Here is a 25,466-nt window from a genome sequence, read left to right as displayed (position 1 = left end):
GCTACGCAGAGCCCCGTTCTTTTCTTCCTGCCGAGAGGGCGTGTCGTCACTCGTGAGTGGTCGCTGCGGGTTCCAGTTTGCTCATGATGAGGGAGAGCAGCAATTCCCGCAGCCAGCGGTGGCCCGGATCCTCGCTGTGACGCTGATGCCAGATGAGCAGATGGGAGATGCTGTCCAACCCGATGGGCAGCGGAAGCTGCAACAGCGGATAGACCTGGGTAGCGTGGCGAGCGTAGAGCCTGGAGAGGGTCACTATCATGTCGGAGTGCATCCCCATCCGCAGCGCCGCCTCGAAGGAGGGCACGGTTGCCTCGATACGCCGGTAGAGATCCTGCTCTGCCAGCTTGTGATCCAGCATCCAGCGGTCCCGTCCCTCGCAGTAAGTCTGCACATGGGGATAACTGAGGTAGTGCTCCAGATTCCAGTTGGGCTCTCGCAGCGCGGGGTGGTGCTGCTGCACCAGACAGGTGAGGTCATCGACCGCCAGCACTCGCTGACAGATGCTGTCGGGCAGGGTATCGAGCCGATAATCGGAGCTGATGCAGTTCTCCCGCACCGCGAAGGCGATGTCCACCTGTCCCTGACTCATCTCGGTCAGACTGTTCTCGGTCCACTCCTCGTAACGCAAGCGGATCCTTGGTGCCTGCCGCTTCAGCTCGCTCAGGTAGAGCGGGGCAAACAGGGTAAAGGCGCTGTCCATGCTGGCGATGACGAACTCTCGCTCCGAGCTGGCGGGGTCGAACTCGGGCGGCTGGATCAGGTTATCCAGCGACAGCAGGATGGGTTGCAACTGCTGCTGCAGTGCAAGGGCACGGCCGGTGGGTTCCAGCCCGTAGGCAGATCGGATGAAGAGGGGATCATTGAAGGTATCGCGCAGACGGCCGAGGGCTTTACTGACCGCGGACTGGCTCAGATGAAGGCGGCGTGCCGCCTTGCTGCCGTTGCGCTCTTCCAGCAATACCTGCAGGATAATCAGCAAATTGAGGTCGATGCGACCCAGTTGTTCCAGCAGCATGATATGAATCCTCTTCAATTCTAAGATGAATTTATACCATTTGTTTTCATATCTTGGCGATCTTATCCTCGAATGGTCTCAGGTTCGCATGAACCACTGGTACAGGATGTAGCGGTTGAGGGGACATGTAGCACAATCAATATGGCGACCTCAGGGTCGCCCTATTTTTTGGCTATGATTTATTTGCTCACTTGCACCTGCCTTGATTTTGCCCAACAATCCCTGCGCTCTATTTTGATACAAGTAACAGATATCTCTTTGTGAGGGAGTATCCCTATGGGACTCGGTGGAATTCATATCTGGCATATGCTGATCCTCTTGCTGGTCGTTGTGCTGGTCTTCGGCAGCAAGCGTCTTGCCAGTGCAGGTGAGGATCTGGGGACCGCCATCAAAGATTTTCGCAAGGCGATGCGTGACGACGCAAATCATCCGAAATAAGCAGTAGGAGTAGAAAATGTCTGTAGACGAGAAAGTTGAACTGAACGAAACCTGTGACAGCTGCGGCTGTTTTGCCGAGATCGGCACCATCATCGGCGAAGGCGACGATGTGATGGAGCTGGTTATTGAAGCCGCGGCCGAGGCGGATGCCCGCGCCAAGCTGGCTGCCTATGAAGCACTTGCCAAACAGGTCACCGCCGAAGCTCAAGTGAGCAGCGAACTGACCCAGGGCGCCAACGGCGTGATCCTGAAAGCCCGCCTGCAATTCACCTGCACCGCCGAAAAACTGATTTTCGAAATGCGGGCCCGCTCTATCTGAGTTGTCTGATAACGCGGCAGGTTTGCCTGCCGTGTTGACCCTTCTGCTGTGGGTCGGCGTTCTATAGTTACTCTATCCCACAGACGTTTTGCCCGGCGCGAGTCGGCCAACAGAAGGCGTAAATATCATGACGCAGCGATGGATCTCTGCCCCCAATCCCACCCTCTATCGTGATCCGTGCTGCCAACAGGCAGCAGGCGTGACCTCAGCACAGGGGCAGCCATCGTGATGCGACGCTGGATTTGGGCTCTGCTGGCCCTCTGCTGTTTTTCCCTGCTGGCGGCTGAGCTCAAGCCGGTGCGTTTGCCCCAACCCGGGGACCTCGAAAGCATTCTGCAAAAGCGCGAACTCAGGGCTCTGGTGGTCTATGAGCGCGGTTTCTATTTTCTCGATCGCGGCACCCAGTACGGCATTCTGGTCAATCAGCTGCAAGGATTCGAGCGCTGGCTGAACAACACCTATCTCGCTAAAGAGAAGGTCAAACTCAAGGTGGTCTACATCCCGGTGCGGCAGGACAAGCTGCTGGACTATCTGACCGAGGGGCGTGGGGATCTGGTGGCGGCGACCATGACGGTGACCCCGACCCGGCGTGAACAGGTGGCCTTCTCCCGGCCGCTCATCTCTTCCATCGAGGAGTGGGTGGTTAGCCAGAACAGCCTGCCCGCCTTCAGCCGCATTACCCAGCTCTCCGGCAGGCGGGTCTGGGTGCGGGCCAGCTCCAGCTACTACGAGAGCTTGCGCCAGCTCAACTGGTTGTTTCGCGAGTTGGGGCTGCCCCCCGTCTATATCGAGACGGTGCCCGAATATCTACAGGATGGCGATCTGCTGGAGATGGTGGCCGCCGGCATTATTCCCCTGACGGTGACCGACAGCTACAAGGGGCGGATCTGGCTGAGTGGCATGATCTCCGGTCTCAAGGCTCACAAGTTGATCCCCCTGCGCAGCAACGGCACCAGTGGCTGGGCGCTGCGCAAGAACAGCCCCGAGCTGCTGAAAGCGGTCAATGGCTATCTGGCGAGCGTCAGCCGCAACAGCCTCTACAGCGACATGACCCTGCGCCGCTTGCTGGTTCGCAGCGATCAGATGAGCAATATCCTGGCGCCGGATCCTATGGGGCGCCTCGCGACCATTCGCAAGGTGCTGGAGAAGTACGCCAATCAATACGATCTCGACTGGCTGATGCTGGCGGCGCTTGGCTACAAGGAGTCCGGCCTCAATCCCAAGGCGCGCTCGCCCAAGGGGGCCGTGGGCCTCATGCAGTTGCTGCCCAGTACGGGGCGGGAAGTCGGCATCAACGGCGCCAGACTCACCACGCTGGAGGGAAATGTGGAGGCCGCCTGCCGCTACATGCGGTTGATCCTCGATACCTACTTCAATGATCCCAAGCTGGATCGGCTCAACCGCCACCTGTTTGCCCTCGCCGCCTACAACGCTGGGCCGAACCGGGTGCAGGCGCTGCGAGGCAAGGCGGAGAAACTGGGACTCGATCCCAACGTCTGGTTCGGTAACGTGGATCAGCTGGTGGCCAACGAAGTCGGACAGGGGCCGATCAACTATGTCGGCACCATCTACAAGTACTACGTGGCCTATCGTTTCAGCCTGCCCCAGATCGAGGGCAAGGCTGCCGCTATCGAAGCGGCTCAGCCCTGAGCCGGTTGACCGGCAGGGTCGCCTGCACGGTCGGCAATTGCCAGCCACCGTCCCTGTGTTGCAAAAACCAGTGAGCAGGGCCGGTGGCCGGGATGAGATCTGGCTGGCTGAGCTGGCCCAGATAGCGCAACATCGGGGTATCATGCAGTTCCATCAGCAACTCCTTTTGAATATGTGAAGAGGCTCGCCAGCGTTATGACACCCGGCCATGACAGCAGGATGACACCATGATCCCCGGATCCTTTGCCCTGATCGACGATCCCCAGCTGGCGCTCAAGGTGCGTTGTCACTGGATCCGCCATGCCCGCGAGCGGATCCAGGCGCAGTACTACAGCTGGGAGGAGGACAGCAGCGGCAAGCTGCTGCTGAGCGAGCTGCTTCACGCCGCCCGGCGTGGCGTCAAGGTACAGCTGCTGGTGGATGATCTCTATGCCGGTGACAACCGCTTTCTGGAGATGGTGGCTCACTACCCCGGGATCGAAGTGCGGCTGTTCAACCCCTTCTGGCTGCGGGGCTGGCGCCCGCTGGCACTGCTGCTGGAGGGGCTGCTCAGCTTTCGCCGCATCAACCACCGGATGCACAACAAGCTGCTGCTGGTGGATGGCAAGCTGGCGCTGATCGGCGGGCGCAACATCGGTGATCGCTACTTCGGTCTGGATCCGCAAGCCCCCTTCGTGGATCTCGATCTCGCCTGTCAGGGGGGGCTGTGCCAGCAGATGGCGCAGGGGTTCGAGCAGTTCTGGCACAGCCGCTGGAGTCACCCCATCCGCCATCTGCTGCGCCGCGAGCTGCTGCCCGCCGAAATAGAGGTGGTCAACGACTTCCTGTTCACCATGACGGATCCGGCGGTGGCGACGGTCTATGATCTGCCCGCGGCGCTGTTTGACGAGAGCGATGTGCCGCTGCAATGGCATGAGGGGCGGGCCGAGGTGTGGTTCGACCGTCCCGGCAAGGGGCTCATCTCCCGTCCCACCACCGCCCGTCAGCTCTGGCGCCAGCTGGCTGACAATCCCGGCTCGCTGGGGTTGGTGACCCCTTACCTCATCCTTACTCGCGGGTTTCGGCACCGTCTGGCGCGGCTACGCCAGCAGGGGGTCGCCATCGACATTCTCACCAACTCGCTGGCCAGCACCGATGTGCCGCTGGTCTATGGCGCCTATCAGCGCTATCTCGGCTGGTTGCTGCGCCGCGGGATCCGGGTCGCCGAGTTTGATCATGGTCACGGCAGCCTGCACGCCAAGCTGATCCTGCTGGGGAAGGAGCGGGCGCTGTTTGGCAGCCTTAATCTCGATCCCCGCTCGCTGTTTCTCAATACCGAACTGATGCTGCATCTGCACTGCCTGCCGATCTGCGAGGCGCTGCGAACGTGGCTGGCTCGCTGGCAGGAGCAGGCCGGTGGATTGCCGCGCAAACCCGAGGGGTGGCCAAGGCGACTGATAGCTCGCCTGAGTGACTGGTTGCCCCTGCGCCGTTGGCTGTAAGGCAGCCATTTTTTGTGCGAGATCTCGCAAAGCCTTGTAAGCCATTGCTGATGCCCTTTGCGGGTGAATAACCATGCATGAATCTATCTTTCTGTTTTATAACAATTTAGTGGTGATGATAAGGCTGTTTTTTGTACTCTGATGTGAATGGAATTAGCATAAAAACGTTTTTTATTTTGTTTTTATGCGTAATATTTCAGTTGCAAGGACAAACACGGCGGCTTGTCTGCCGTGTGGACGAAGGTTGTAACGGGTAGCTGGCCGGTTGCATTGCTGCAATTGGCGCGCACTTAAGATGGGTCGCGAACTATCGGAAAGTGAAACAGAGACCTGGCGTGGCCGGACTCCAATATGGAACATGCTATTTGCGAGGGGGTGACATGGACATGTCACCCCACTTTTTTGGTTCTTTGGCGAGTCTCGAGCCAATGAACGTTGGCCGCCAGGGGGCTGGTAAATAGCCTGACACGATATGGACCACTCTCGACCGCATTGAATCTCGGCAGCCCAGATGAATGTAAAAAGGCCCCCTTGCATTAGCGAGGGGGCCTTTTTATCGGCCTGCGATCAGTGGGCTATCAGCCCTTGATGCGCTCGATGCGGCCGCCCAGACCCTGCAGCTTTTGCTCGATGTCTTCGTAGCCACGGTCGATGTGATAGATACGGTCGACGATGGTGGAGCCTTCGGCCACGAAGCCGGCCAGCACCAGACTGGCGGAGGCGCGCAGATCGGTCGCCATCACCTGGGCACCCTTGAGCTGCTCGGTGTCACGGCAGATCGCCACATTGCCCTGCAGTTCGATGTCTGCACCCATCCGTACCAGTTCGGGAACGTGCATGAAGCGGTTCTCGAAGATGGTCTCGGTGACCATGCCGGTGCCTTTGGCAACGGCGTTCAGCACGGTGAACTGTGCCTGCATGTCGGTCGGGAAGGCCGGGTAGGGGGCAGTCTTGATGGTGACCGGCTTGAGGGTGCGGCCAGTCATGTCGAGGGTGATCCAGTCTTCACCCTTCTCAATCAGTGCACCAGCCTCTTCCAGCTTGACCAGTACCGCTTCCAGCAGGGTCGGATCGGTCTTGCGGCAGGTGATCTTGCCGCCGGTGACCGCTGCGCCCACCAGGAAGGTACCGGTTTCGATGCGGTCAGGCTGCACGCTGTAGTTGCCGCCGTGCAGACGCTCGACACCGTCGATGGTCAGGGTGTCGGTGCCCGCACCCTGAATCTTGGCACCCAGGGTATTGAGGAAGTTAGCCAGATCGACCACTTCCGGCTCGCGCGCGGCGTTTTCAATCACGGTGCGGCCATCTGCCAGGGTCGCAGCCATCATCAGGTTTTCGGTACCGGTCACGGAGACCATGTCCATCAGGATGTGGGCGCCTTTCAGGCGACCATCGACACGGGCCTTGATGTAACCATCTTCGATGGTGATCTTGGCACCCATCAGCTCCAGGCCGTGGACGTGCAGGTTGACCGGACGGGCACCGATAGCGCAACCGCCTGGCAGGGAGACGTCAGCTGCGCCGAAACGGGCAGCCAGCGGGCCCAGCGCCAGAATGGAGGCGCGCATGGTCTTCACCAGCTCGTAGGGGGCGACATGGTTGTTCACCGCACCGGTCAGCACGGTGACGTTGCCGTTGACCTTGGTGGTCGCGCCCAGCATCTCCAGCAGCTTGATGGTGGTGCCCACATCTTTCAGGCGCGGCACGTTGGAGAGGTGAACCTCTTCATCACAGAGCAGGGTCGCGAACAGGATCGGCAGCGCGGCGTTTTTGGCGCCGGAGATGGTCACTTCGCCGTTGAGAGTACAACGACCATCGATTTTGAATTTGTCCATTTTTACTTCGTTACCAAATCAGGAGGGCAATAGGAATTTACGTTCGCGTTTCCACTCGGCGTCGGTGAACGCCTTGATGGAGAGGGCGTGAATGGCGTTGCTGGCGATCTTGTCCATCAGCGGGGCATAGATGGCCTGCTGCTTCTTGACCCGGCTCATGCCGTCAAACATGTCACCGACGGCGATCACTTGGTAGTGACTACCGTCCCCTTTGACATGGACTTCGGACAATGGCAGAGCCTCAAGGAGTATCGCTTCAATTTCAGAGACTTGCATTATGCGTCCTCAGTTGTGAGCGGGGTTGACTGAAACAGCCCGGCCACCCCGTAGAGGTTGGCCAGGGTATAGAAATCACTGGAGGCGCCCACCAGTTGCGGTGTGGCGCCTCGCGCTAATACGGCTTTGGCCCATTTGACCAGCAGGGCCAGTCCGGCAGAGTCGAGGGTGGTGACGCCGCCGAGCTCAAGCTGGTCGTCCTGCCACCATTCAGCGCGGCGTTGCCACAGGTCATTGACCTGTGGCGCCTGCAGCTCACCGCTGAGGGTCATGGTTTGAGTACCAGCGGCTTGGCGTTGTGCTCGCGCAACTGGGCGATCACCGCATCGATGCCGTTCTGGCGGATCAAACCGCCCAGCTCGCTCTGCTTGGCGGAGAGCAGGCTGATCCCCTCTGCCACCATGTCGAAGGCTTTCCACTCGCCGGTCTTGTTGTTCTTGCGCAGCTTGAACTCGAGGAAGATGTCCGGCTTGCCGGCCTCTTTCACGCTGACGTTGACGGCGGTGATATTGCCGCTGGGGGCTTTGCCCGGCTCGACCTTGACGGTCTGCTTGTCAAAATGGGCCAGCGCATCGGCGTAGGAGCTCACCATGTACTCGGTGAACACCTCGACGAAGGCATTGCGCTGCGCTTCGGTGGTCTCTTTAATCTGGTTGCCAAGCACCTTGTAGGCGGCGAAGCGGTTGTCCACATAGGGCAGCAGCTCTTCGCGGATGATCACCCGCAGGTGATCCGGATTGCTTTTCACCTGGGCCTGATCGGCCTTCAGGCGGGCAAAGGTCTGCTTGGCAGCCTGATCCACCAGTGCGTTGGGGTCGGTGGCATCGACTGCGGCCTGGGCAGACAGGGAAAAGAGCATGCTGGTCATCAGACCCAGCAGCAGAGCGATTTTCTTGAACATGGTTACTCCTTCTTGCTGTCTGATTTGCTGTCGGAGGATTGGCTGTAGAGGAACTTGCCAATCAGATCTTCCAGCACGATGGCGGATTTGGTGTCTTCAATCAGGTCGCCATCCTTGAGCATCTCGGTGCCCATCTCCTCGTCGGTAAAGCCGGGGGCCAGACCGATGTACTGCTCGCCGAGCAGACCGGAGGTGAGGATGGAGAGGGAGCTGGTATCGGCAAACTCGCCAGCGCTCTTTTGCATCATCAGGGTGACTTCGGGCACCTGGGTTTTCGGGTCCAGTACGATGTCGCTGACCCGACCAACCACCACGCCGCCGACCTTGACCGGCGACCGGACTTTCAGGCCGCCGATATTATCGAAATGCGCGCGCAGGGTATAGGTTTCTCCTTCCGGTTTGAAGCTCAAACCGGCCACTTGCAGGGCCAGTGCCAGAATGGCACCGATGCCAGCCAGCATGAAGGTGCCGACCAGGAATTCTACTTTGCTGAACTTCATCTTTACCTTATCCAAACATGACTGCAGTGAGTATAAAATCCAGGCCGAGCACGGCGAGGGATGAGTGGACCACGGTTCGGGTCGTGGCCTGACTGATCCCGGCCGAGGTCGGCTTGGCATCATAGCCGTTAAAGAGCGCAATCCAGGTGACCACCAGGGCGAAAATCAGGCTCTTGATGGCGCCCTGCATGATGTCTTCATGCCAGTCGACGGAGGCCTGCATGGCAGACCAGAAGCCCCCTTCGTCCACGCCGAGCCAGTCCACACCAACCAGCTTGCCGCCGAAGATGCCGATCAGGCTGAACATAAAGGCCAGCAGCGGCATGCTGATGACGCCAGCCCAGAAGCGGGGGGCAACCACCCGGCGCAGCGGGTCGACCGCCATCATCTCGAGGCTTGAAAGCTGCTCGGTGGCCTTCATCAGGCCGATTTCAGCGGTCAGGGCCGAACCGGCACGGCCGGCAAACAGTAGCGCCGTGACTACAGGACCCAGCTCCCGCAGCAGGGAGAGGGAGACCAGCGGTCCCAGACTCTGCTCGGCGCCGAAATCCTTCAATACGTTGTAACCCTGCAGCGAGAGCACCATGCCGATGAACAGGCCGGAGACCAGAATGATGGCCACCGACTGCACACCCACCACATAGAGCTGCTGGACAAGCAGCGGGAAGTGCTTGCGCGGCTCGGGTTTGCCCGCCAGCGCATGGAACAACATGATGGTGGCGCGACCGACGGAGCTGATAAACCGCACTCCGACCCGCCCCAGCTTGCTTATTTGACTTATCAACATCACAGATCCTGTAGCAGATCGCCTGCCGGAAAATGAAACGGAACAGGACCATCGGGCAATCCTTTGAGGAATTGCTCGACTTCGGGATTGTGCTCCTCGCGCAGTTGGTCCGGCGTGCCGTGTGCCACCACCTTGCGATTGGCAATGATGTAGGCGTAATCGGCGATGCTCAGCACCTCTTTCACGTCGTGGGTGACGATGACGGAGGTGATACCGAGGGCATCGTTCAGCTCCTTGATCAGCTTGACCAGCACCGCCATGGTGATGGGGTCCTGCCCGACGAATGGCTCGTCATACATGATGAGGTCAGGATCGAGCGCAATTGCCCGTGCCAGCGCCGCCCGGCGCGCCATGCCGCCGGAGAGCTCGGAGGGCATCAGTTTCGCCGCGCCGCGCAAGCCCACCGCCTGCAGCTTCATCATGACGATGGTGTGGATCAGCTCCTCCGGCAGGCCGGAGTGCTCTCGCAGCGGGAAGGCCACGTTGTCGTAGACCGTCATGCCGGTAAACAGGGCGCCGCTCTGGAACAGCATGCTCATCCGCTTGCGCACTTCATAGAGGCGCGAACGGGAGAGGGTGGGGATGTCTTCCCCGTCAAACAGAATGTGACCGGACTCCGGCTTGAGCTGGCCACCGATCAGCCGCAGCAGGGTGGTTTTACCGATGCCGCTCGGGCCCATGACGGCGGTCACCTTGCCACGAGGAATGGTCAGGTTGATCCCGTCATACAACAGCCGATCTCCGTGACTGAAGGTCAGGTCGGAGATGGTGATCAGGTCATTGTTCAAACAATTGTCCATCCGGTGTAAATGAGGTGCGAATTTTATGGGGTAGTCTAGGTCTAAGCAACAGCAAGGAACAACTATTGAACAGGCTGCAAGCCCATTTGCACGACAGTTTTCTGTAACAAAGTGCGTCATCGAGAGCGGGACTTGCCATCCGATTCGCTTATCCGGGCAGACTTTTTTATAATCCCGCAGCTAATTTCGGCCCGGAGCTGTGTCTTTATGTCTGTAAAGCCTGAGAAAGTGTCTGAACTGTTCGATTTTCGTCGCAGTGCCCGCGCGGTGCTGGACACAGAAAAGCAAGCCATTGATGGACTCTATCAGTATCTGAACGACGCCTTCGACAAGGCGTGCGAAATGGTGCTGCGCTGCGGTGGCAAGATAGTGGTCACCGGCATGGGCAAATCGGGCCATATCGGCAGCAAGATCGCCGCCACCCTCGCCAGCACCGGCACACCGGCCTTCTTCCTTCACCCGGGAGAAGCGAGTCACGGCGATCTGGGGATGATCTCCAGTGGCGACCTTATCATCGCTATCTCCAACTCCGGCGAGAGCGACGAAATCCTGGCTCTGCTGCCTGTGCTCAAGCGCCGCGGCATTCCGCTCATCTGTATGACCGGTAATCCCGCCTCTACCATGGCCAAAGAGGCCAATGTGCACCTGTGCATCAAGGTGGAGAAAGAGGCCTGCCCGCTGGGTCTGGCGCCCACCTCCAGCACCACGGCAACCCTGGTGATGGGCGATGCCCTGGCGGTCGCCCTGCTGGAAGCGCGCGGTTTTACCGCCGATGACTTCGCGCTTTCGCACCCGGGCGGTTCCCTTGGCAAGCGTCTGTTGCTGCGGGTTGGCGACCTGATGCACAGCGGTGAGCTGTTGCCCCGGGTAGGGATAGATGCCACCATCAGCCAGGCGCTGCTGGAAGTGAGCCGCAAAGGACTCGGTATGACGGCTGTGGTCGATGGCAATGGCCTGCTGGCCGGGCTCTTTACCGATGGCGACCTGCGCCGCATTCTTGACCAGCAGATCGATATCCATCACACCCCCATCAGCCGTGTGATGACGGGCAACTGTGTTACCGTAGGTCCAGAGATGATGGCTGCAGAAGCCGTCAAGCTGATGGAAACGAGAAAAATCAACGGATTACTGGTCGTGGATGAAGAGAAACGCCCGCTCGGCGCCTTCAACATGCACGACCTGCTGAAAGCCGGAGTAATTTGATGCAAAACGTACCGACCCTCTATGGTCCGGTGACGCGCAGCCAGTTCGACAAGGCGGCGCAAATCCGCCTGCTGGTGTGCGATGTGGACGGGGTGCTCTCCAACGGCCTCATCTACATGGGAAACAACGGCGAAGAGCTGAAAACCTTCTGTACCCGCGATGGTGCGGGCATGCGAGCACTGCTCAATGCCGGGATCGAGATCGCCATCATCACCGGGCGCAACTCCCGTATCGTCAGCGATCGGATGAAAAGCCTGGGGGTGGCTCATGTGGTGCAGGGGGCTGATAAAAAGCTGCCTCACTTCGAAGCGCTGCTGGCTAAGCTGGGGCTGACTGCTGAACAGGCCGCCTATATGGGCGATGACACCATCGATCTGCCGGTGATGGCCGCCTGCGGCCTGGGTATCGCGGTGGCCGATGCCCATCCGCTGGTGCTGAATCGTGCCGATATGGTGACCCGGCTTGGCGGTGGCATGGGCGCGGTGCGCGAGGTGTGTGACCTCATTTTGCAGGCGCAGGGCCACGACGATTATCAGCCCGAGGCCTCGGTATGAGCAGACAGACCCTGTTGTTTGCCCTGCTGTTTCTGGTCGCGCTGGTTGCCTGGCAGTTGGGCAAGGTTGAGCTGGTGCCTGAGAGCGCCGTCAAAATCGAAAACTATCAGCCGGATTTTGTCGCCAAAGATCTGGTGACCACCCGTTTTGATATCAACGGCAAGCGCACCGAGCGGCTGGAGTCGACCTACGCCGAGTATTATCAAATCCTCGAGCAGGCCACTTTCGACAAGCCGGTGGTCTACATGTATGACGATCAGGGTGCCGCCGAGTGGAAGGTGACCGCCGAAACCGGCGTGCTCAACACCGGCGACAACGTCATCCTGCGGGACAAAGTGCATCTGGATGGTCTGCTGCCCACCTCTTTCATCTCCACACTGGATACCCCCTATCTGGAGCTGGATCTGGTGACACAGGATGTGCGCAGCAACCGAGAAGTGAACATTCTGGGTCGGGATTTCCAGACCCAAGGGGTTGGCCTCAAGGGCCATCTGGACCGCAAATATTTTGAGTTACTGGATCAAGGCCATGCCATCTATTTCAATGAAAAACGCTAATCTGGCCCTCGCAGCCCTGTTGTTGTGTGGTGCGGTGACTGCCAAAGAGTCCGACTTTGCCGAGAAGGTCTACGTCGATGCCGTCAAACAGGTGGCCGAGATGCAGGACAACCGCATCACCTTCGAAGAGGATGTGACCATCAATCAGGGCACCATCCGGATCAAGGCTGACAAGGTGGTAGTGACCCGTTCCGGCGAGAAAGGGGCCGAGGTGATGACTGCCTACGGCAAGCCCGCCACCTTCTTCCAGATCCTGGATAACGGCAAGCCGGTCAATGCCCACGGCAATACCATCCGCTACGAGCTGAAGAACCGTCTGGTGACCATCACCGGCAACGGTCAGCTCAAGCAGGAAGATAGCCAGGTCAATGGCGATCTGATCCGCTACGACATCGTCAAACAGAAGATGATTGCCGAGAGCAAGAGCCCGAGCCAGCGGGTCAAAACTGTATTCCTGCCGGATCAGGTAGAGAATTTCGATAAGCCCGCCGACCAGAAGAAGCAGGGAAAATAAGCCATGGCAGTGTTAAAAGCAGTGGGTCTGCAGAAGAGCTACAAGCGCCGCATGGTGGTGAGTGACGTCAGCCTGGAAGTGGGCACCGGCCAGATTGTCGGCCTGCTCGGCCCCAACGGGGCGGGCAAGACCACCTCCTTCTACATGATCGTGGGGCTGGTGCAGCGCGATGCCGGTCTCATCACCATCGACGATCAGGACATCAGCCTGCAGCCCATGCATGTGCGGGCGCGTAACGGCATCGGTTACCTGCCGCAGGAGGCCTCCATCTTCCGTCGCCTGTCGGTGTTCGACAACCTGATGGGCGTGATGCAGACCCGCAAGGGGTTGAGCCGTGAAGAGCGTGAAGACAAGGTTCAGCAACTGCTGGAAGAGTTCAATATCACCCACATTCGCGACAACCTGGGGCAGAGCCTCTCCGGCGGTGAGCGCCGTCGGGTCGAGATCGCCCGTGCGCTGGCGGCCGAGCCGCGTTTTATTCTGCTGGATGAACCCTTTGCAGGGGTTGACCCGATTTCTGTGATAGACATCAAGAAGATCATTCAGCATCTGAAAGATAGAGGCCTTGGCGTCTTGATTACCGACCACAACGTCAGAGAGACTCTGGACGTATGTGAGAAGGCCTATATCGTCAGCCACGGCAAGATGATTGCCGAAGGTGCACCGGCTGACATCCTTGCCGATGAGCAGGTCAAGCGCGTCTATTTGGGCGATCAATTCAGTCTATAGTAAGGGGGCATGCCTTCATTTCCTTTGACGAGTGCCTCGCTGAACATAAGGATATCCCGACGTAGATGAAGCCGACATTACAGTTGCGTCTCGGTCAGTCCCTGACCATGACGCCGCAATTACAACAAGCGATTCGTCTGCTCCAGCTCTCCACTCTGGAACTTCAGCAGGAAATTCAGCAAGCGCTCGAAAACAACCCTCTGCTGGAGCAGGAAGAGAGCGAGGCGCAAGAGACCAGTCCGGAAGCGCCGGTCGATGCCAGCCAGCTGGATTCCAGCGATGCCATGGCTCAGGAGCAGATGCCGGATGAGTTGCCGGTGGATACCACCTGGGACGAGGTTTACTCTGCCGGCACCGCCCAGAGCGCGGGCCCCATCCACGATGGGGAAGATAGCGTCTATCAGGGTGAAACCACCGAAAACCTGCAGGATTATCTGCTGTGGCAGATGCGACTCACACCGTTTAGCGATGTGGATGCCGCCATCGCGCTCGCCATCATCGATGCCATCGACGAATCAGGTTATCTGACCGTTGCGCTGGAGGATATCCAGGCTGCCGTCACCAGCGATGACGTAGAGGTGGAGCTCGATGAGGTCGAGGCGGTACTCAAGCGGGTGCAGCACTTCGATCCGGTCGGTATTGCTGCCCGTTCTGTGCAGGAGTGTTTGCTGATCCAGCTGGATCAGTATGACCCGCAGACCCCCTGGCTCAACGAGGCCAAGGAGGTGATCCTCGAGCACATGGAGCTGCTCGGCAACCGGGATTACCGCACCCTCGCCCGCAAGACAAAACTCAAGGAGAGCGACCTCAAGGAGGTGCTGGATTTGATCCAGCTGCTGGAGCCGCGCCCCGGCAATGGCATCATCCAGAGCGACTCCCAGTACGTGATCCCCGACGTCTCCGTGGTCAAGAAGGGCAGCAAGTGGGTGGTCGAGCTCAATCCCGACTCTGCCCCCCGCATCCGGGTCAACGAGACCTATGCCGCCATGGCCCGCAACGCCCGCAGCAGCACCGACACCCAGTTTATCCGCTCCCATTTGCAGGAAGCCAAGTGGTTCATCAAGAGCCTGGAAAGTCGCAATGACACCCTGCTGAAAGTGGCCAGTTGCATTGTCGAGCAGCAACAGGGCTTTTTCGAGTATGGTGAAGAGGCGATGAAGCCGATGGTGCTCAATGACATCGCCGAAGCGGTAGAGATGCATGAGTCGACCATCTCCCGGGTGACGACCCAGAAGTACATGCATACCCCCCGTGGTATCTTCGAATTGAAGTTTTTTTTCTCCAGCCATGTGAACACCGAAGGAGGAGGAGAGTGCTCATCGACCGCAATTCGCGCGCTCATCAAGAAGCTGGTCACGGCAGAGAATCCTGCCAAGCCGTTAAGTGATAGCAAGATCGCGGATTTGCTGGCCGAACAGGGTATTATGGTGGCGAGACGCACGATCGCTAAGTATCGCGAATCCTTGTTTATCCCACCTTCCAATCAGCGCAAACGCCTGGTTTAGGCAAACAAAAGGATGATGTTATGCAAATTAACCTGACCGGACACCATGTCGAGATCACCGAAGCTCTGCGTGATTATGTGAATAACAAATTTGCCAAACTCGAGCGTCACTTCGACCACATCAACAATGTTCATGTGGTGCTTAGCGTGGAAAAACTGAACCAGATAGCGGAAGCCAAATTGCACGTCAGCGGTGGCGAAGTGTTTGCCAACTCTGAACATGCCGATATGTATGCTGCGATAGACACCTTGCTCGACAAGCTGGACAGGCAGATCATCAAGCACAAAGATAAGTTAAACAAAAAATAACCATGCAACTTGAACACATACTGAGTCGGGACTGCACCAAGAGTGCAGTCCCTTGTACCAGCAAGAAACGCGCCCTCGAAATCATCAGCGAGCTGGCCGCCGAACGCCTTGGCACCTCCCGTCAGGCGCTGTTTGAATGCTTGCTGGCCCGCGAAAAAATGGGTAGTACCGGGATCGGTGCCGGTATTGCGATCCCCCACGGTCGCATTGACGATGAGTTCCCGCCAACCGCGATCCTGATGACCTTTGCCGACCCTATTCCTTTCGACTCCATCGACAATCAACCGGTTGACCTGCTGTTTGCCTTGCTGGTGCCGGAAAGCGAGTGCAAGCAGCATCTCAAGACCCTTTCTCTGATGGCTTCCAAGCTGGGTGACAAGGCGGTTTGCCGCCAGTTGCGTCAGGCAACCAGCGACGAAGAGCTCTATCAGATCATGACCTCGGCCTGACAGCAGGCCAAGGATGAGACACCCGTTTTGGCGTGAGGGAACAAGATGCAGTTAATCGTGGTAAGTGGACGTTCGGGCTCCGGTAAAACGGTAGCCCTGCGAGTGCTGGAAGATCTGGGTTACTACTGTGTGGATAACCTGCCGGTCAATTTGCTGCCCCAGCTGATTGTCTCGGTGGAGAGCCAGTACGACAAGCTGGCGGTCAGTATCGATGTGCGCAACCTGCCGAGCGATCCGGAGAAACTGGAAAATCTGCTGGCTCAGGTGCGCAATGAGGGGCGGGTTGAGTTCTCCAGCTTCTTCTTCGACGCCGACAACGGCACCCTGCTCAAGCGCTATGGCGAGAGCCGCCGTTTGCACCCCCTCTCACGCAACAAGCTGTCGCTGGATGAGGCGATTCGGGAGGAGACCCACCTGCTGGCGCCACTCTCCTCGACCGCTGACCTGCGCATCGACACCACCACCCTCAGCATTCATGACCTGAGCGAGCTCATCAAGACCCGGGTACTCGGCAAGAAAGAGAACGAGCTGGTGCTGGTGTTCGAGTCGTTCGGCTTCAAGTACGGCATTCCCAAGGATGCTGACTTCGTGTTCGATGCCCGCTTCCTGCCCAATCCGCACTGGATCCCCGAGCTCAAGCCGTTCACTGGTAAGGATGAGCCGGTCGCCAACTACCTCTCGGCGCAGGCTGACGTAATGCTGTTTACCCAGCAGATCGAGAACATGCTGGTGACCTGGTTGCCCCATCTGGAGCGCAACAATCGCAGCTACCTCACGGTCGGCATCGGTTGCACCGGCGGTCAGCACCGCTCGGTCTTTATTGCAGAACGGCTGGCCAGTGCATTCCGTTTGCTTGGCAAGAACGTGCAGATCCGCCACCGCACTCTTGACAAGAGTGCCCCCCAATCCTGACGGACCAATAGGACGACCCGATGACTGTTTCCGCCTCGGTTGAAGTGAAAAACAAGCTGGGTATTCATGCCAGACCTGCCATGATGCTGTTCGAGTTGGTGCAGGGTTTCGATGCTCACGTGCTGCTGCGCAATGAAGATGGTGTGGAGGCCGATGCTGACAGCATCATCGGCCTGCTGATGCTGGATTCCGCGCAAGGGCGGCAGGTGGAAGTACAGGTTGAGGGCCCCGAAGAGGTCGAGGCCCTGGCCGCCGTGGTGGAGCTGTTCACCTCTGGCTTTAATGAGGAGTAGTCACTCCTCGTTCTTCTTCTATTCCTTTCACTTGTATTCGGTCGCGCTATTGCGGCATGACATGGCTGACTATGTAGTTCCATGGAGAAATGAGAGTTAGGCGCAGCCTAACAGGCTGCAGGCTGATGCAATAGACCTTTGCCGCGTTAGCTGGCCGATGAGACATTGCTGACTCCAGCCCGGTTCTGATAGCGCACATCCTCTTCAATGGTGACCACCACTTCCAGCGGCTTGCCGGAGCGTAACACCGATATGGTCAGCTTGGTGCCGGGGCGGCTCTCGGCGATCTTGTCCAAGGCGGCTCTGGGACCGCTGATGGCTTCGCCGTTGATCTTGAGCAGCACATCCCCTCGTTGCAGACCGCCTTTGGCTGCTGGACCGTAGGGATCCAGACTCTTCACTACCAGACCACGCAGATCGCCGAGATTCATCATCCGCGCGATTATCGGGTTGATCTCGACGCTGGATATCCCAAGGTAGCCGCGAATGACCCTGCCATTGGTGATCAGCTCATCCATGATCCGCTTCGCCAGCCGGTAGGGGATGGCAAAGCTGATGCCGTAGCTCTCCTGATTGCCGTTGAGGTGATAAGTGGCGGTGTTGATGCCCACCAGATCGCCACGGCCGTTGACCAGCGCGCCACCCGAGTTGCCCTCGTTGATGGCGGCATCGGTCTGCAGCAGATCCTGCCGGCCATTGCTGTCCGGCCCCATGCTGGAGAGACCGGTGCGGCCAGTCGCGCTGATGATGCCCTGGGTGATGGTCTGGCCGACGTTGTAGGGATTGCCGATGGCGAGTACTACATCGCCCACTTCTGGCAACCGCTCCGGATCTTGCGGGATTACCGGCAGGTTATCTGACTCGATATAGAGCACGGCAAGGTCGGTAAGCGGGTCTGTGCCGACCAGCTCGGCACTGAAAACCCGGCCATCCTGCAGGGCTACGATGATCTGGTCGGCGTCAGCGATGACGTGGTAGTTGGTCAGCACGTAGCCGCGCTGGGTCATGATGACGCCGGAGCCCAGTCCTTGTGGACGCAGTTCCCCCTGATTGCCCTGGTTGGGAGCAAAGCTGCGGGTGTAGATGTTGACGACGGCGGGGCCGGCCCGATGAGCGGCATAGGAGAAACTCAGTTCTCGGGCATTGGTGATGAGCCCCGGGAGTTGGGCGCCACCGCGAAAATTGGGAAACAGCAGCAACAGCAGCACCGCGACGGTCAAACCGAAACCGACAGACTTGCCCAAGTAACTGACTAAAGGGGAAATTTTCATGTCATTCTCATCCGTACAGGCTGCGGGCAGAGAATAACACTATCGATGGATAAAAATCACCCGCGGCGAAGGCCGCGGGTGATAGAGAGGTTGTTGAACCATCAGGGGGTTAGCGGATCACCAGATAGAGCGAGGAGTCGCCGCGCTGGATATTGAGCGCCAGTACGTCAGGCTTGTTCTTGAGCGCCTTGCTCAGCTCGCCCAAGGTGTTGATGCGCAGACGGTTGACCCCGATGATGATGTCCCCCTTCTGCAGGCCGGAAGCGGCTGCCGGAGAACGGGGATCAATGTCGGCCACGGCGACGCCGGAGACCGGATCGGTAGTGGTGCTCAGCTTGGCCCCTTCCAGTGCCGGATGCAGCGCGCTGGCGCGCACTTCGCTGTCATCGGCCTGCTTCAGGGTCACTTTGGCCGTTTGTGACTTGCCATCGCGGATCAGTCCCAGCTCGACCTGCTTGCCAGCGCCCATGGTGGCGATCTTGGCACGTAGCTCGCCGAAGGAGCGAACCGGCTTGCCATCGATGCTGACGATGATATCGCCCGCCTTGATGCCCGCCTTGTCTGCGGCGGAGTCAGGCATGACCTGGTTGACGAAGGCGCCATCCTTCTTGTTGTAGCCGAAGGTCTTGGCGATGTCTGAGGTGAGTTCGGTACCGGTAATGCCCAGCTGACCGCGACGCACTTCACCGTACTTGACGATCTGCTCGGTCAGATCCCGCACCATGTTGGAGGGGATGGCAAAGCCGATGCCGATGTTGCCGCCGTTCGGGCCCAGAATCGCGGTGTTGATACCGATCAGCTCGCCACGCAGATTGAGCAGGGCACCGCCCGAGTTACCTGAGTTGATGGCCGCATCGGTCTGGATGAAGTTTTCCAGATTCTCGATGTTGAGGCCGCTGCGACCGAGCGCGCTGACGATACCTGAGGTAACGGTCTGACCCAGACCAAACGGGTTGCCGATTGCCAACGCATAGTCACCCACCCGCAGCTCGTCGGAGTCGGCGAACTTGATCTGCACCAGATCCTCGGCCTTGATTTGCAGCAGGGCGATGTCGGACTGCTTATCTTCACCGATCTTCTTGGCCGCATATTCACGACCATCCTTCAGAGTGACCTTGATCTCGTCCGCCTCGTGAACCACGTGGGCGTTGGTGATCACGTAACCCTTCTTGGCATCGACGATGACACCGGAGCCGAGTGCCTGGAACGGCTGCTCACTCACCTGTTCATCGGGCATATTGGGACCGAAGAAGAAACGGAATTGTTCCGGCAGACGCTGGCGGGTGATCTTCTTGCCGGAGACAGAGATATTAACTACGGCAGGAGTGACCTGTTCGAGAACGGGGGCCAGACTTGGCATCTCCTGATTAGAGCCTAACAGGGAAGGCAGTGCGGCCTGAGCAGGGGCCGCAGACATGGCGATACCGACGCTGAGGGCTAGCACACTGAGCATGGAAAGAGGTTTACGCATATGAAAAACAGCTCCCAGAAAAAGTTGCATTGCAATCGTCAAGGTCAGACCACAGGGCTGGCCAATTAGTTCCGCGAGGAACTAATTTGGTTGTTTGAGCAGTCCGGAAGAGGCGCCGGCATAGTCGCGAGGCGGTACGCCCGGCTCATCTGCTTCTTTGGTTGGGGCTTCTTCTACCAATGATTCACGGAACAGCGGTTCCTGTGCCTTGGCCAGGAATTTGCTCTGCTCGGCCATGTGGCGATAGAGGGTCTGATACTGCTCGGCCAGTTGCTCCATCAGCGCGGCGCTGTCGGCGAAGTGGGTATTGATTTGGCCCTGATAGCTTTCAAGCTCCTTGTGGGCCTTTTTCAGTTCCTGTTCCAGACGGCCGGCATCGCGGCTGCGTACCGAAAAACGGCCGAGAACGATACCGATAATCAAGGCCGCGACAGCCAGCAGGATCCCAGTTAACAGACTCATAGATGCTCCTTGTTACAGCTAAAACAGAGTGGGTTTATGCGGTCGTCATAACCGCCATGCCTTGATGGCACTATACCGTGCGTCCTGAGGCCGTGATACCATTTTGTCCTCGATTCAGGGACTTGGAGAGGCGCTCAAGGATGACACCGCAGCAAAAATACCAGCAGGATCTGCTGCGCCCCGGCTTTGTGGCCGACCCCGCGCAGGGGATGGCCATTAGCAGGCTGGAGCGACTGTATCAGGATTTGCTACGGCGCCCGACTCCGACCAGATCTCGAGGGTTGCTGGGTTGGCTGCAAAAGCCCAAGCAGCCGGAGCCCGTCCTCGGTATCTATATGTGGGGCGGAGTGGGCCGAGGCAAGACCTGGCTGATGGATACCTTTTTTGACAGCCTGCCGGGGACGCGCAAGATGCGCAGCCATTTCCACCGTTTCATGCACCGCATTCACGATGAATTGCAGGGGTTGAGCGGGCAGTCCGATCCCCTCAAACTGGTGGCCAGCAAGCTTGCCAGCGAGACAGACATCATCTGTTTCGACGAATTTTTTGTCTCCGACATCACCGATGCCATGTTGCTGGGCACGCTGTTTCAGGAGCTGTTTGGTCACGGTGTTGTGCTGGTCGCCACTTCAAATATTCCGCCGCAGGATCTTTATCGCAACGGGCTGCAGCGAGCCCGTTTTCTGCCAGCTATCGAGCTGATCGAGCGTCATTGCGAGGTACTTAACGTAGATGGCGGTATCGACTATCGCCTGCGTACGCTGGAACAAGCGGAGATTTATCACTGCCCGCTGGACTTGCAGGCAAAAGCCAATCTTGACCGCTATTTTCAGCAATTAACCGGTGGGCACACGGCTTGCGAGGGGACGTTCGAGGTCAATCATCGTCAGCTGACGTCGCTCGGAATGGGGGAAGGGGTGCTCTATATGGAATTTGAGCAACTTTGCTGTACTCCCCGCTCCCAGAGCGACTATATCGAGCTGGCCAGACTGTTCCATACTGTTCTGCTGGCCAATGTGCAGCCAATGGGCACAGGCACGGATGACGCGGCTCGCCGCTTCATTGCCATGGTCGATGAGTTTTATGAACGGCACGTCAAGCTCATCATGTCGGCGGCGGTTCCCATGGCAGAACTCTACGGTGAAGGGCTGCTGAATTTCGAATTCCAACGCTGTCTTTCACGGCTTCAGGAAATGCAATCGCACGAATACCTTGCCAGAGTGCACCTTCCTTAGTCACAATACCGCGCCTGCCAGTCGGATGGGCATCTGCGGCAGGTAGGGCCGGGCGACATTTGCTGGTTTCATGGCAGTGAAATTAGCAGGTGATATTTAAGGCAACTTCACTTATAATCGCCCGGCCCACGTTACAGCTGTCGATAAGACAGCAACACTTTAAGCTTTACTTGTATTCGAAGGGGTACAGGTAGGCCATCGTTTGTTGTTTGTGGGAGAGCCCCCATAAACAATTGGGTCTGTAACAGGTAATTGGGTTTAACTTAATGAAAACTTTCGTTGCCAAGCCAGAAACCGTAAAACGTGACTGGTACATTGTGGACGCAGAAGGTAAAACTCTGGGTCGTATCGCAACCGAGATCGCTGCTCGTCTGCGTGGTAAGCACAAAGCTGAATACACTCCGCACGTTGACACCGGTGATTACATCATCGTTGTAAACGCTGAGAAGGTACGTGTTACCGGTAAGAAAACTACCGACAAAATGTACCACGCTCACTCCGGTTTCCCGGGTGGTATCAAGTCAATCAGCTTCGACAAGCTGATTCAGCGTAAACCGGAAATGGTAATCGAAGCTGCTGTTAAAGGCATGCTGCCGAAAGGTCCTCTGGGCCGTGCCATGTTCCGTAAACTGAAAGTTTACGCAGGCGCCGAGCACGCTCACGCTGCTCAGCAACCTCAAGTACTGGATATCTAATCGGGAACTGGCAACATGGCAGAAAATCAATACTACGGTACCGGCCGTCGCAAAAGCTCCACTGCTCGCGTATTTATCAAAGCGGGTAGCGGTAAGATCGTAATCAACCAGCGCTCCCTGGAGCAGTACTTCGGTCGTCCGACTGCCCGCATGGTAGTTCGTCAGCCGCTGGAACTGGTTGAGATGACCGAGAAACTGGATCTGTACATCACCGTTAACGGTGGTGGCATCTCCGGTCAAGCTGGTGCGATCCGCCACGGTATCACTCGTGCTCTGATGCAGTACGATGAAACCCTGCGTTCCGAACTGCGTAAAGCAGGCTTTGTTACTCGCGATGCCCGTAAGGTTGAGCGTAAGAAAGTCGGTCTGCACAAAGCTCGTAAGCGTCCGCAGTACTCCAAGCGTTAATTCGCTTTCGGTGCTCACTCTTTCGAGTGTCAAAAAAGCCTGGCAACCGCCAGGCTTTTTTTATTAGTAATATTACCGACATCAATGCTAACCACGCGTCACAAAAGACAAAAAATTGTTTCTTTATTGTTTTTATTGCTCACCGCTCTTTCTTGTCAAGTTGTTATCTTTTCTTTAAAATTTCCCCTGTTTTCTGTGGCAATTGTAAATCCAGCTTCCGCCGCTGTTGTCACGGGAAAAATGGGGAACAGGGACACTATAAGAATGTGCGGAGTCCACATGGGAGAGTTTTTGGATGAGCAATGCGCCAGTTGATACCGGTCGCCGCAGATTTCTTACCTGGTCAACGGTTGCCGTTGGTGGGGTAGGAGCTGCGTTTACCGCAGTGCCGTTTATAAAGTCATGGAATCCGAGTGCCAAGGCCAAAGCAGCCGGTGCACCGGTTGAAGTCGATATCAGCAAGTTGGAACCGGGTCAGCTCATCCGTGTCGAGTGGCGTGGCAAACCCGTCTGGGTGGTGAAACGCACCAAGCAGACGCTGGATGCCCTGGCAGCACATGATGACAAGTTGCGGGATCCCTCATCAGAAGAGCCGCAGCAGCCTGACTATGCCCATAACGGGTACAGATCGATCAAGCCCGAAATTTTTGTCGCGGTCGGTATCTGCACCCATCTCGGGTGTTCACCTTCTTATCTGCCTGACAGTTTTGGTGAGCAGGTGCAGGGGGTTGCGTCCGGCTTCTTCTGCCCGTGTCATGGCTCCAAGTTCGATATGGCTGGCCGTGTGTTCCAGGGGGTGCCTGCACCACTGAACCTGGTTATTCCGCCGTATCAATTCATTAACGACACCACCATTCTGGTCGGTGCCGATGGCAAGGAGGCCTGATCATGTTGAGCAAACTGATGGGCTGGATTGACGATCGCTTTCCGCTTACGGCCATGTACAACGACCACATGGCCAAGTATCCGGCTCCGAAGAACCTGAACTTCTGGTATTTCTTCGGTTCGCTGGCCATGTTGGTGCTGGTTAACCAGATCATCACCGGCATCTGGCTGACCATGAACTACAACCCCTCTGCGGAAGGTGCGTTTGCCTCCGTCGAGTACATCATGCGGGATGTGGAGTATGGCTGGCTGCTACGTTACATGCACTCTACCGGTGCCTCTGCCTTCTTCGTGGTGGTCTACCTGCACATGTTCCGAGGTATGATTTACGGCTCTTACCAGAAGCCGCGCGAGCTGCTGTGGATTTTCGGCATGCTGATCTTCCTGGTGCTGATGGCGGAAGCCTTTATGGGCTACTTGCTGCCCTGGGGACAGATGTCATTCTGGGGGGCCCAGGTCATCATCTCGCTGTTTGGTGCCATTCCGGTCATCGGTGACGATCTTACCCTGTGGATCCGTGGTGACTACGTTATCTCTGGTGCGACCCTGAACCGCTTCTTCGCGCTGCACGTCATCGCGTTGCCGCTGGTTTTGGTGATGCTGGTTGCCATGCATATCCTGGCGCTGCACGAAGTCGGCTCCAACAACCCGGATGGCATCGATATCAAGAAGCACAAGGACGAGAACGGCTGGCCGCTGGATGCGGTGGCGTTCCACCCTTACTTCACCGTCAAGGATATGATCGGTGTGGCCGGCTTCCTGTTCTTCTTCTGCGCCATCATCTTCTTCAAGCCGGATATGTGGGGTTACTTCCTCGAGAAGCCGAACTTTGAAGTGGCCAACGGCCTGAAGACTCCGGCTCACATCGCGCCTGTGTGGTACTTCACCCCCTTCTACGCGATTCTGCGTGCGGTACCTGACAAGCTGCTTGGCGTCATCATGATGGGCCTCTCTATTGTGGTGTTGTTCCTGCTGCCCTGGCTGGATCGCTGCAAGGTGCGTTCAGTACGCTATCGCAGCAAGCTGCACAAGCTGAACATCGCCCAGTTTGTGGTCTGCTTCATCATTCTGGGGGTGCTGGGTGTACTGCCGTCGACGCCGACTCTGACGCTGGTTGCCCAGATCTGTACCTTGGGTTATTTCGGTTTCTTCGTGCTGTTGTTCTTCTACAGCAAAAACGAACGCACCAAGCCGCTGCCGGAGAGGGTGACATTTAAATGAAAAAAATAATATTTGCAGTGCTGACCCTGCTGCCCTCTCTGGTGTTTGCCGCTGGAGGTGCGGTTGCACTGGACAAGGCCAATTACGATCTGAGTGACAAGGCATCCCTGCAACGCGGAGCGGCCACCTTCATGAATTATTGTGCCGGCTGCCACTCTACCCAGTACCAACGTTACAACCGGGTTGCTGCCGATCTGGAGATCCCTGAGGATCTGATGAAGGAGAACCTCATTTTCACCGACGCCAAAGTGGGTGATCTGATGAAGAGTGCCATGTCCGAGAAGGATGCCGCTAAGTGGTTTGGTGCACCGCCTCCCGACCTGACTCTGGTAGCCCGAGTACGTGGTGCGGACTGGATTTACACTTATCTGCGTTCTTTTTACGTGGATCCGACCCGTCCGTTTGGTGTGAATAACGTGGTGTTCCCGTCAGTGGGCATGCCCCATGTGCTGGAGCCGCTGCAGGGGACTCCCCGTGCCGAGTTCGCGACTCACATGGTCGATGGCGTCGAGACCCAGCAGGTTGTCAGCATCAAATCTGACGGCAACGGTGAAATGGATGACGAAGAGTATGATAAGACGGTACTGGATCTGGTAAACTTCTTGGTCTACTCGGCTGAACCGGTACAACAGGAGCGTGAACGCATGGGCTTCTGGGTGCTTGGTTTCATCGTGATCTTCTTCATCTTCACTGTGCTGTTGAAGAAGGAATTCTGGCGCGACGTTCACTAAGCGACCAGATCCGGGTAATATAATGCACGGCAATGAAGACCAAGATGCTTCATTGCCGTTT

32 protein-coding genes are annotated in these 25,466 nt (G+C 57.6%); 20 read left to right on the top strand and 12 right to left on the bottom strand.

What is annotated here, in order from left to right; all coding sequences use genetic code 11:
• Positions 1 to 46: 46 nt before the first annotated feature.
• Positions 47 to 1,015, bottom strand: a complete 969-nt coding sequence (locus tag G5332_RS11795; RefSeq protein WP_005348538.1) for a LysR family transcriptional regulator — start codon at positions 1,013 to 1,015, stop codon at positions 47 to 49.
• A 276-nt stretch (positions 1,016 to 1,291) separates the two neighbouring features.
• Here G5332_RS11795 and tatA point away from each other — a divergent pair, with 276 nt between their 5' ends.
• The 3 genes from tatA (at position 1,292) to G5332_RS11780 (ending at position 3,422) form a co-directional block, all read left to right on the top strand.
• Complete coding sequence (gene tatA / locus G5332_RS11790) at positions 1,292 to 1,453, top strand: twin-arginine translocase TatA/TatE family subunit (RefSeq protein WP_005339944.1); 162 nt, start codon at positions 1,292 to 1,294, stop codon at positions 1,451 to 1,453.
• A gap of 16 nt (positions 1,454 to 1,469) precedes the next feature.
• Positions 1,470 to 1,772, top strand: a complete 303-nt coding sequence (locus G5332_RS11785; protein WP_101531245.1) for a YfcZ/YiiS family protein — start codon at positions 1,470 to 1,472, stop codon at positions 1,770 to 1,772.
• Between the two features lie 228 nt (positions 1,773 to 2,000).
• Positions 2,001 to 3,422, top strand: a complete 1,422-nt coding sequence (locus G5332_RS11780; RefSeq protein WP_227341810.1) for a transglycosylase SLT domain-containing protein — start codon at positions 2,001 to 2,003, stop codon at positions 3,420 to 3,422.
• On the opposite strand, the gene G5332_RS11775 is transcribed toward G5332_RS11780, so the two are convergent.
• Positions 3,400 to 3,576 carry a hypothetical protein gene (locus tag G5332_RS11775; protein ID WP_005339947.1) on the bottom strand — a complete coding sequence of 59 codons (177 nt, stop codon included), beginning with the start codon at positions 3,574 to 3,576 and terminating at the stop codon, positions 3,400 to 3,402. The genes G5332_RS11780 and G5332_RS11775 overlap by 23 nt on opposite strands.
• A gap of 73 nt (positions 3,577 to 3,649) precedes the next feature.
• Here G5332_RS11775 and G5332_RS11770 point away from each other — a divergent pair, with 73 nt between their 5' ends.
• Entirely contained in the window at positions 3,650 to 4,903 is a 1,254-nt protein-coding gene (locus G5332_RS11770; RefSeq protein ID WP_421231511.1) for a phospholipase D-like domain-containing protein, read from the top strand.
• 578 nt (positions 4,904 to 5,481) lie between these two features.
• Here G5332_RS11770 and murA read toward each other — a convergent pair.
• The 7 genes from murA to mlaF are packed head-to-tail and all read right to left on the bottom strand — an operon-like array spanning position 5,482 to position 10,002.
• The gene (gene murA / locus G5332_RS11765; protein ID WP_005336355.1) at positions 5,482 to 6,738 is read right to left on the bottom strand and encodes a UDP-N-acetylglucosamine 1-carboxyvinyltransferase; all 1,257 of its coding nucleotides are present in this window, start codon (positions 6,736 to 6,738) and stop codon (positions 5,482 to 5,484) included.
• Positions 6,739 to 6,756: 18 nt separating this feature from the next.
• A complete protein-coding gene (gene ibaG / locus G5332_RS11760) occupies positions 6,757 to 7,014 on the bottom strand; it encodes a BolA family iron metabolism protein IbaG (RefSeq protein WP_005306001.1) in 258 nt (85 codons plus the stop codon).
• Positions 7,014 to 7,286: an STAS domain-containing protein gene (locus G5332_RS11755; RefSeq protein ID WP_005336352.1), complete on the bottom strand. Its 273-nt coding sequence runs from the start codon at positions 7,284 to 7,286 to the stop codon at positions 7,014 to 7,016. The genes ibaG and G5332_RS11755 overlap by 1 nt, the downstream gene beginning before the upstream one ends.
• Positions 7,283 to 7,915: an MlaC/ttg2D family ABC transporter substrate-binding protein gene (locus G5332_RS11750; RefSeq protein ID WP_005336350.1), complete on the bottom strand. Its 633-nt coding sequence runs from the start codon at positions 7,913 to 7,915 to the stop codon at positions 7,283 to 7,285. The genes G5332_RS11755 and G5332_RS11750 overlap by 4 nt, the downstream gene beginning before the upstream one ends.
• A gap of 2 nt (positions 7,916 to 7,917) precedes the next feature.
• Entirely contained in the window at positions 7,918 to 8,415 is a 498-nt protein-coding gene (mlaD, locus tag G5332_RS11745) for an outer membrane lipid asymmetry maintenance protein MlaD (protein ID WP_421172519.1), read from the bottom strand.
• Between the two features lie 7 nt (positions 8,416 to 8,422).
• A complete protein-coding gene (gene mlaE / locus G5332_RS11740) occupies positions 8,423 to 9,202 on the bottom strand; it encodes a lipid asymmetry maintenance ABC transporter permease subunit MlaE (protein ID WP_005336345.1) in 780 nt (259 codons plus the stop codon).
• Positions 9,202 to 10,002 carry a phospholipid ABC transporter ATP-binding protein MlaF gene (mlaF, locus tag G5332_RS11735; RefSeq protein WP_005336343.1) on the bottom strand — a complete coding sequence of 267 codons (801 nt, stop codon included), beginning with the start codon at positions 10,000 to 10,002 and terminating at the stop codon, positions 9,202 to 9,204. The genes mlaE and mlaF overlap by 1 nt, the downstream gene beginning before the upstream one ends.
• Before the next feature lie 207 nt (positions 10,003 to 10,209).
• On the opposite strand from mlaF, the gene G5332_RS11730 reads away from it, so the two are divergent.
• The 10 genes from G5332_RS11730 (at position 10,210) to npr (ending at position 17,026) form a co-directional block, all read left to right on the top strand.
• The gene (locus G5332_RS11730) at positions 10,210 to 11,205 is read left to right on the top strand and encodes a KpsF/GutQ family sugar-phosphate isomerase (protein WP_421172518.1); all 996 of its coding nucleotides are present in this window, start codon (positions 10,210 to 10,212) and stop codon (positions 11,203 to 11,205) included.
• A complete protein-coding gene (kdsC, locus tag G5332_RS11725; protein WP_199415645.1) occupies positions 11,205 to 11,759 on the top strand; it encodes a 3-deoxy-manno-octulosonate-8-phosphatase KdsC in 555 nt (184 codons plus the stop codon). The genes G5332_RS11730 and kdsC overlap by 1 nt, the downstream gene beginning before the upstream one ends.
• Positions 11,756 to 12,316 (top strand): LPS export ABC transporter periplasmic protein LptC, encoded by a 561-nt coding sequence (gene lptC, locus G5332_RS11720; protein WP_005336338.1) that lies wholly within the window; start codon positions 11,756 to 11,758, stop codon positions 12,314 to 12,316. Before kdsC ends, lptC begins: the two co-directional genes overlap by 4 nt.
• A complete protein-coding gene (lptA, locus tag G5332_RS11715) occupies positions 12,303 to 12,830 on the top strand; it encodes a lipopolysaccharide transport periplasmic protein LptA (RefSeq protein ID WP_040068817.1) in 528 nt (175 codons plus the stop codon). The genes lptC and lptA overlap by 14 nt, the downstream gene beginning before the upstream one ends.
• A 3-nt stretch (positions 12,831 to 12,833) precedes the next feature.
• A complete protein-coding gene (gene lptB / locus G5332_RS11710; protein WP_005336333.1) occupies positions 12,834 to 13,559 on the top strand; it encodes an LPS export ABC transporter ATP-binding protein in 726 nt (241 codons plus the stop codon).
• A 65-nt stretch (positions 13,560 to 13,624) separates the two neighbouring features.
• Positions 13,625 to 15,064 carry an RNA polymerase factor sigma-54 gene (locus G5332_RS11705; protein ID WP_005336331.1) on the top strand — a complete coding sequence of 480 codons (1,440 nt, stop codon included), beginning with the start codon at positions 13,625 to 13,627 and terminating at the stop codon, positions 15,062 to 15,064.
• Positions 15,065 to 15,084: 20 nt separating this feature from the next.
• Entirely contained in the window at positions 15,085 to 15,372 is a 288-nt protein-coding gene (gene hpf / locus G5332_RS11700; protein ID WP_005336323.1) for a ribosome hibernation promoting factor, read from the top strand.
• A gap of 2 nt (positions 15,373 to 15,374) precedes the next feature.
• Positions 15,375 to 15,821 (top strand): PTS IIA-like nitrogen regulatory protein PtsN, encoded by a 447-nt coding sequence (gene ptsN / locus G5332_RS11695; protein WP_005336322.1) that lies wholly within the window; start codon positions 15,375 to 15,377, stop codon positions 15,819 to 15,821.
• Between the two features lie 45 nt (positions 15,822 to 15,866).
• The gene (rapZ, locus tag G5332_RS11690) at positions 15,867 to 16,733 is read left to right on the top strand and encodes an RNase adapter RapZ (RefSeq protein WP_040068818.1); all 867 of its coding nucleotides are present in this window, start codon (positions 15,867 to 15,869) and stop codon (positions 16,731 to 16,733) included.
• A 20-nt stretch (positions 16,734 to 16,753) separates the two neighbouring features.
• The gene (gene npr / locus G5332_RS11685) at positions 16,754 to 17,026 is read left to right on the top strand and encodes a PTS phosphocarrier protein NPr (RefSeq protein ID WP_005336318.1); all 273 of its coding nucleotides are present in this window, start codon (positions 16,754 to 16,756) and stop codon (positions 17,024 to 17,026) included.
• Positions 17,027 to 17,172: 146 nt separating this feature from the next.
• Here the strand turns inward: npr and degS are convergent, their stop codons facing one another.
• The 3 genes from degS to G5332_RS11670 form a co-directional block, all read right to left on the bottom strand.
• The gene (gene degS / locus G5332_RS11680) at positions 17,173 to 18,297 is read right to left on the bottom strand and encodes an outer membrane-stress sensor serine endopeptidase DegS (RefSeq protein WP_266134915.1); all 1,125 of its coding nucleotides are present in this window, start codon (positions 18,295 to 18,297) and stop codon (positions 17,173 to 17,175) included.
• Positions 18,298 to 18,406: 109 nt separating this feature from the next.
• Positions 18,407 to 19,768, bottom strand: coding sequence for a Do family serine endopeptidase (locus G5332_RS11675; RefSeq protein WP_216952220.1), 1,362 nt, complete (start codon positions 19,766 to 19,768; stop codon positions 18,407 to 18,409).
• An 81-nt stretch (positions 19,769 to 19,849) separates the two neighbouring features.
• Positions 19,850 to 20,230 carry a YhcB family protein gene (locus tag G5332_RS11670; RefSeq protein WP_216952219.1) on the bottom strand — a complete coding sequence of 127 codons (381 nt, stop codon included), beginning with the start codon at positions 20,228 to 20,230 and terminating at the stop codon, positions 19,850 to 19,852.
• 140 nt (positions 20,231 to 20,370) lie between these two features.
• Here G5332_RS11670 and zapE point away from each other — a divergent pair, with 140 nt between their 5' ends.
• The 6 genes from zapE to G5332_RS11640 all read left to right on the top strand — a co-directional run bounded on the left by zapE (position 20,371) and on the right by G5332_RS11640 (position 25,405).
• Complete coding sequence (zapE, locus tag G5332_RS11665; RefSeq protein WP_421172516.1) at positions 20,371 to 21,465, top strand: cell division protein ZapE; 1,095 nt, start codon at positions 20,371 to 20,373, stop codon at positions 21,463 to 21,465.
• Positions 21,466 to 21,731: 266 nt separating this feature from the next.
• A complete protein-coding gene (rplM, locus tag G5332_RS11660; RefSeq protein ID WP_005341737.1) occupies positions 21,732 to 22,160 on the top strand; it encodes a 50S ribosomal protein L13 in 429 nt (142 codons plus the stop codon).
• A gap of 15 nt (positions 22,161 to 22,175) precedes the next feature.
• On the top strand, positions 22,176 to 22,568 hold the full coding sequence (gene rpsI / locus G5332_RS11655) for a 30S ribosomal protein S9 (RefSeq protein WP_005336286.1): 393 nt from the start codon (positions 22,176 to 22,178) through the stop codon (positions 22,566 to 22,568).
• Between the two features lie 295 nt (positions 22,569 to 22,863).
• Entirely contained in the window at positions 22,864 to 23,454 is a 591-nt protein-coding gene (gene petA / locus G5332_RS11650) for a ubiquinol-cytochrome c reductase iron-sulfur subunit (protein WP_216952217.1), read from the top strand.
• A 2-nt stretch (positions 23,455 to 23,456) separates the two neighbouring features.
• Positions 23,457 to 24,674 carry a cytochrome b gene (locus G5332_RS11645; protein ID WP_005341735.1) on the top strand — a complete coding sequence of 406 codons (1,218 nt, stop codon included), beginning with the start codon at positions 23,457 to 23,459 and terminating at the stop codon, positions 24,672 to 24,674.
• Entirely contained in the window at positions 24,671 to 25,405 is a 735-nt protein-coding gene (locus tag G5332_RS11640) for a cytochrome c1 (protein ID WP_201938939.1), read from the top strand. Before G5332_RS11645 ends, G5332_RS11640 begins: the two co-directional genes overlap by 4 nt.
• Positions 25,406 to 25,466 lie beyond the last annotated feature (61 nt).

The sequence above is a fragment of the Aeromonas sp. 603757 genome (assembly GCF_049171255.1).
Classification (GTDB): domain Bacteria; phylum Pseudomonadota; class Gammaproteobacteria; order Enterobacterales; family Aeromonadaceae; genus Aeromonas; species Aeromonas veronii_A.
The sequence above is the reverse complement of the archived record's forward strand: the minus strand, read 5'-3'. Positions and strand labels throughout refer to the sequence as shown.